Raw genomic sequence first — 6,000 nt, forward strand, 5'->3', positions numbered from 1 at the left:
GCCCGGGGCCCCGGCCGGTCCGTCAGCCCAGCCCCGGCACGAACCGGATCAGCAGGTCGATCGCCTTGATGCCGAGGAACGGCAGCACCAGCCCGCCCAGCCCGTACACCCGCAGGTTGCGCCGCAGCAGGTCGGTCGCCGAGGCCGGCTGGTAGCGCACGCCGCGCAGGGCGAGCGGGATCAGGGCGATGATGATCAGCGCGTTGAAGATGATCGCGGAGGCGATCGCCGAGGTGGGGCTGTGCAGTTCCATGATGTTGAGGTGGTGCAGCCCGGGATAGGCGTTCGCGAACATCGCGGGGATGATGGCGAAGAACTTGGCCACGTCGTTGGTGATCGAGAAGGTGGTCAACGCTCCTCGGGTGATGAGGAGTTGCTTGCCCACCCGGACGATCTCGATCAGCTTCGCCGGGTTGGAGTCGAGGTCGACCATGTTGCCGGCCTCCTTGGCGGCCGGGGTGCCGGAGTTCATCGCGACGCCGACGTCCGCCTGGGCGAGCGCGGGGGCGTCGTTGGTGCCGTCGCCGGTCATCGCGACCATGTTCCCGGCGGCCTGTTCGCGGCGCAGGTGGGCGAGCTTGTCCTCCGGGGTGGCCTCGGCGAGGACGTCGTCCACCCCGGCCTCGGCGGCGATGGCGCGCGCGGTCAGTGGGTTGTCCCCGGTGACCATGACCGTACGGATGCCCATCCGCCGCAGTTCGGCGAAGCGTTCGGCGATGCCCTCCTTCACCACGTCCTTGAGCTCGACCACGCCCAACGCCCGTGCGCCGTGCCGGTCGTGGACCGCGACCAGCAGTGGGGTGCCGCCGGACTCGGAGATCCGGTCCACCAGCGGCTTGGCCTCCATCGGGAGCCGCCCGCCGGAGTTCACCACCCAGCGGGCGACGGCGCCGGCCGCCCCCTTGCGGATCAGGCAGGTGGTGCCGTCCGGCCAGGTGAGGTCGACGCCGCTCATCCGGCTCTGCGCGGTGAACGGTACGGGCTGCTGCTCGCCCAGTTCGCCCGGGGCCCTCGGCGGCAGCCAGTACTGACGGTTGGTCAGTTCGACCAGCGACCGCCCCTCCGGCGTCTCGTCCGCGACGGAGGCCAACTGGGCTGCCTCGGCGAGCTGTTCGGTGGTCGCGCCGGGGAGTGGGTGCAGGGCGACTGCCCGGCGGTTGCCGTGGGTGATGGTGCCGGTCTTGTCGAGCAGCAGCACGTCCACGTCCCCGGCGGCCTCCACCGCCCGGCCGGAGAGCGCGACCACGTTGCGCTGCACCAGCCGGTCCATGCCGGCGATGCCGATCGCCGAGAGCAGTGCGCCGATGGTGGTCGGGATGAGCGCGACCATCAACGCCACCAGCACAACGGTGGTTTGGGGTGCGTGGGCGTAGATCGCCATCGGTTGGAGCGAGACGACGGACAGCAGGAAGACGATGGTCAGCGAGGCCAGCAGGATGTTGAGCGCGACCTCGTTCGGCGTCTTCTGCCGGTTGGCCCCCTCGACCAGGGAGATCATCCGGTCGACGAAGCTCTGCCCGGGGCGGGAGGTGACCCGGATGACGAGGTGGTCGGACAGCACCCTGGTGCCGCCGGTGACACCGGTGCGGTCGCCGCCGGACTCCCGGACCACCGGTGCGGACTCCCCGGTGATCGCGGATTCGTCCACGGTAGCGATGCCCTCGACCACCTCGCCGTCCTGCGGGATCACCTCGCCGGCCGGGACGAGGACGATGTCGTGCGGTAGCAACTGCGCGGCGGGGATGACCTCGTGGCGGTGGTCGCGGGTGCCGACCCGCCAGTGCGGCAGCCGCCGCGCGGTGGTGGCGGACTGGGCGCGGCGCAGAGAGTCGGCCTGCGCCTTGCCGCGGCTCTCCGCGACGGCCTCGGCGAGGTTGGCGAACAGCACGGTCAGCCAGAGCCAGAAGGAGATCACCCAGGAGAAGACGCTCGGGTGGAGGACGGCGCTGATGGTGGTGAGCGCGGAGCCGGTCTCGACCACCAGCATCACCGGGTTGCGCGTCATGGTGCGCGGGTGGAGCTTGCGGACGGCGGCGGGCAGCGCCTCGGCGAGCTGACGGCGGGTGATCAGCCGGCGCCGCCCGCCCGGCGAGGTGGGCCGGTGGCTCGGTGGCGGCGTGGGCGCGGAGGCCGGGGAGGGCTCCGGGCGGCGGAACCAGTTCTGATCGGGCGAGGTGCCCGGGGTGGTGTCCGGGGTGCTGAGGGCCGAACGGCGCATCGTCTCGGGGCCTTCCGGGCCGCCCGGTTGACAGGGCGGCGGGTTTCGGGGGAGCGGCGGGAACGCCGGACAGCCCACCACCCGTCCGGCGGGGAACATGCCGGTCTTGACACGGGCTTGGCGGCGGAACGGCAGTCCTTGACAGCTCCCTGACACCCCCGCCCGACCGCTGTCAGGAAGGCGTCAAGGACTGCGACCCCGCCGTACGCCATGCGTCAAGGACGGGTGCGGTCGGTGTGCGGAGGGGCTCCACTGGAGGGGTACGGCCGCACGGGCCGCCGCCACCCGAAGGGACCTCGCCATGACCACCGCCACCGCCACCACCGCCACCGCCGTCATCGACGTCGACGAGCCGCCGGAGCGGACGGTCCGCCCGGTTCCGGTCGCCTGGCGCCGGGACCGCCCCGAGCCGCCGGAACCGGCCCCGGTGGTCGACCGCGCTCGCACCCGCCCGGCGCACTGCCGGTTCGCCGCGCACTACGAGGACTGACGCCCGCAGGAACACCCCGCCACCCACAGGAGCAGCCGCCATGACCCAGCTCGTCGCCCCGCCCGTCCCCTCCGCTCCCACCGCCCCCGCCGACGCGCTCGGCGGCCCCTGGCCGGCCTCGGCGCGGCCCGGCCGGGGAGCCGAGCTGCTGGTCGGCGGTGTGGGGCTGGCCGAGGCCGCCGAGCGGTTCGGCACCCCGCTGTACGTGCTGGACGAGGGCGAGGTCCGGGGGCGGGCCCGGGCCTACCGGCGGGCGCTGCCGCACGCCGAGGTGCTGTACGCGGCCAAGGCCTTCCTGTGCAGCGCGATGGCCGACTGGGTGGAGCAGGAGGGGCTGGGGCTGGACGTCTGCTCGTCGGGAGAGCTGTGGCTGGCGGTCTCGGCCGGCTTCCCGGCCCAGCGGATCCTGCTGCACGGCAACGCCAAGTCCCCGGAGGAGCTGCGGCTGGCCCGTCGGCTGCGGGTCGGGCGGATCGTGATCGACGGCCCGGCGGAGATCGCGCGGCTGGCGGCGCTGGTGGCCGCCGACACGCCGCAGAAGGTGCTGGTCCGGGTGGTGCCCGGGATCTCCGCCGGGCACCACGCGGCGGTGCGGACGGGCGTCGGCGGGCAGAAGTTCGGCTTCCCGGTGGAGGGCGGTGACGCGGCGGACGCCATCGCCCGGGTGCTCGACCAGCCTGGGCTCGAACTGGCGGGGCTGCACTGCCACTTGGGCTCGCAGATCACCTCGGTGGAGCCCTACCTGCTCGCGGTGGACGCGCTGGTGCGGCTGCTCGCCGAGGTGCGGGAGCGGCACGGCGTGGAGCTGTCGGAGCTGGACCTGGGTGGCGGCCACGGCATCCGCTACCTGCCCGGGGACGCCGAACTGGACCTCGCCGAGTTCGCGGTGCGGGTGACCGACCGGCTGGCGGTGCGCTGCGCCGAGGCCGGGCTGGACGTGCCCCGGCTGCTCGTCGAACCCGGCCGCGCCGTCGCCGGACCGGCCGCGGTGGCGGTCTACCGGGTGCTGTCCGTCAAGCACACCGCCGACGGCCGCTGCTTCGTCGCGGTGGACGGCGGCATGAGCGACAACCCGCGCCCGGCCCTGTACGGATCGCCGTACACGGTGCGGCTGGTCGGCCGCCGCTCGGAGGCGGGGGAGGCGAGGGTGGACGTGGTCGGCCGCCACTGCGAGGCCGGCGACGTGCTCGTCCGGGACGCCGTGCTGCCCGCCGACCTGCGCCCGGGCGACCTGCTGGCCATGCCGGCGGCCGGTGCCTACCAGCTCTCCATGGCCTCCGGCTACAACCTGGTCGGCCGCCCGGCCGTGGTCGCGGTGAGGGACGGCCGGGCCCGTCTCCTGATCCGCCGGGAGACGGTCGAGGACTTCCGTCTGCGCGAGGTCGGCCGCTGAAGGGGGCGGGGCGGGCCTGCGTGAGAAGTCGGCCGGGCCGACTTCTCACGTACTTCCCTGCACTTCCCTGCACTTCCACACACTTCCACGCACTCTCACGGAGGCCCGAAACTCCGTTGAACCGGTGTGACCCGGACGGCCGTTGACGAAGATGATCACCTTCTCCGCCGTCCGACAGGATTTCCATGCGTCACCCTTCCCCTCCCGATGCCCGCACCAGGCCCCGGCGGCGACTTCGCCGGCTGACCCACCTGGTGACGGCATGCGTCGCCGCGAGCGCGGCCCTGCTCGCGCCCGCCTCCGCCGAGGCGAGCGGGACGAGCAACAGCGACGCGTACAACAACCTCGGGTCGACCTCCCGGGCGGACTGGATGCGGAACCTCGCCGGTGACACCTGGCTGGCGTCACTGTCCCTGCCCGGCACCCACGACACCCTCGCCATCCACGGGGGCGACGCCGTCCGGACCCAGCAGGACTTCGGCGACAGCGCCAACACCCTGAGCGCGCAGCTGGATCGAGGGATCCGCGCCATCGACATCCGGGTCCGCGTCACCGAGAACAAGTACTTCACCGTCCACCACGGGTCGTTCTACCAGAACGCCAACTTCGACGACGTCCTGGGCAAGGCGAGGGACTTCCTCGGAAAGCACCCGAGCGAGACGATCGTGATGCGGCTGAGGGCCGAGTGCCCGCTCGGTGGCGGCGGCACGTTCGAGTGCGACGACGATCCGAAGACGGTCACCAACGACAGGCGCAGGGAGATCTTCGCGGACTACGTGTCCCGGTATCCCGGCCTGTTCTACGCCCCGTCGGTGGTCAACGGCACCAAGGCCTACGTTCCCCAGCTCTCGGACGTCCGCGGGAAGGTCGTGCTGGGCAGCTTCGACGGCCTCGACAGCGACAGCTACGGGATCGGGACCTTCAACGACCACCAGGAGGACCACTTCGACGTGCCCGACGCCCGCAAGAAGTGGGAGTACGTCAAGGCGAACATCGACCGGGCGGTCGGCGACGGCAGCGGCCACATGTTCGTGACGTACACGTCGGCGTCCAACGCCCCCCTCCTGAACCCGTACGCGTACGCGGGCGGACACGTGACCTACGTGGGCGGCAAGGCGCCCGTCAACCTTCCGGGCGTCAACTTCCAGTTGATGAACTACCTCAACAACGGCGGGGGCAAGGGCCGCCTCGGCGTCGTCATGATGGACTTCCCCGGCTGGGCGCTGGTGGAGAACATCATCGCCCGCAACCAGGACCACGTCGTCAAGGGCGCCCACCAGGCCGTCTGGCTGGTCAACGCCGACAAGACCTACGTCGACAGCAAGTACCACCGGTGCATGGTCCGGGGGCCGGAGTTCGACAGTTCCAACTCCGGTGGTCTGGTCACCCAGCGCGCGTGCCAGTCGACGCCGCCCAGCAGCCACCAGTGGGGAGCCGAGAAGCCGCCGTACGACGGCCAGGGCTATTACTGGATCAAGGCCAACAACGGCAAGTGCCTGACCGTCCCCTACAACAACGGCACCCCGCCGGGGGCCGGGACCCAGTTGTTCTGGTGGGGCTGTGAGACCCGCTGGTTCTCGGGCAGCCAGCTGTGGAACGTCATCCCGACCCAGATCGAGGTCGGGGGCAAGCGCACGACGGCCTACAAGTTCATCAACCAGTGGACGGGCCTGTGCCTGTCGGTGGACCCGGCGACCGCGTCCACCGCGGGCGGCAAGGTGACCCAGGACGCCTGCCCGGCCTGACGCGCACTGCCCTCCGGGCCTCGGCTCCCTCCGGCCTGGGGGGGGGGGGGGGGGGTTTTGCCTCTCCCCGCCGCCCTTTGTTCCTTCCCAAAAAGGACGAGAGTGGGTGTCTGCGGCCTGGTCTTGCTGGTGTCGGACGTGTGGAGAGGGCACA

The 6,000-nt window shown here is 71.9% G+C and carries 4 protein-coding genes; 3 read left to right on the top strand and 1 reads right to left on the bottom strand.

Annotated elements, in window-relative coordinates; all coding sequences use genetic code 11:
* Positions 1 to 22: 22 nt before the first annotated feature.
* Positions 23 to 2,218 carry a potassium-transporting ATPase subunit KdpB gene (kdpB, locus tag ACZ5OX_RS11340; protein ID WP_465629675.1) on the bottom strand — a complete coding sequence of 732 codons (2,196 nt, stop codon included), beginning with the start codon at positions 2,216 to 2,218 and terminating at the stop codon, positions 23 to 25.
* 301 nt (positions 2,219 to 2,519) lie between these two features.
* Between kdpB and ACZ5OX_RS11345 the strand changes: the two genes are divergently transcribed.
* From ACZ5OX_RS11345 to ACZ5OX_RS11355, 3 genes are all read left to right on the top strand, one after another.
* Entirely contained in the window at positions 2,520 to 2,708 is a 189-nt protein-coding gene (locus ACZ5OX_RS11345; protein WP_465629676.1) for a hypothetical protein, read from the top strand.
* Between the two features lie 40 nt (positions 2,709 to 2,748).
* On the top strand, positions 2,749 to 4,101 hold the full coding sequence (gene lysA / locus ACZ5OX_RS11350) for a diaminopimelate decarboxylase (RefSeq protein WP_465629677.1): 1,353 nt from the start codon (positions 2,749 to 2,751) through the stop codon (positions 4,099 to 4,101).
* A 185-nt stretch (positions 4,102 to 4,286) separates the two neighbouring features.
* Positions 4,287 to 5,846 carry a phosphatidylinositol-specific phospholipase C domain-containing protein gene (locus ACZ5OX_RS11355; protein WP_465629678.1) on the top strand — a complete coding sequence of 520 codons (1,560 nt, stop codon included), beginning with the start codon at positions 4,287 to 4,289 and terminating at the stop codon, positions 5,844 to 5,846.
* The last annotated feature ends 154 nt before the right edge of the window (positions 5,847 to 6,000 follow it).

The organism is Kitasatospora sp. NPDC032121 (assembly GCF_055580145.1).

Coding starts and splice junctions, on each gene's coding strand:
- lysA (WP_465629677.1), top strand. CDS start 2,749: ATGACCCAGCTCGTCGCCCCGCCCGTCCCCTCCGCTCCCACCGCCCCC.
- kdpB (WP_465629675.1), bottom strand. CDS start 2,218: ATGCGCCGTTCGGCCCTCAGCACCCCGGACACCACCCCGGGCACCTCG.
- ACZ5OX_RS11355 (WP_465629678.1), top strand. CDS start 4,287: ATGCGTCACCCTTCCCCTCCCGATGCCCGCACCAGGCCCCGGCGGCGA.
- ACZ5OX_RS11345 (WP_465629676.1), top strand. CDS start 2,520: ATGACCACCGCCACCGCCACCACCGCCACCGCCGTCATCGACGTCGAC.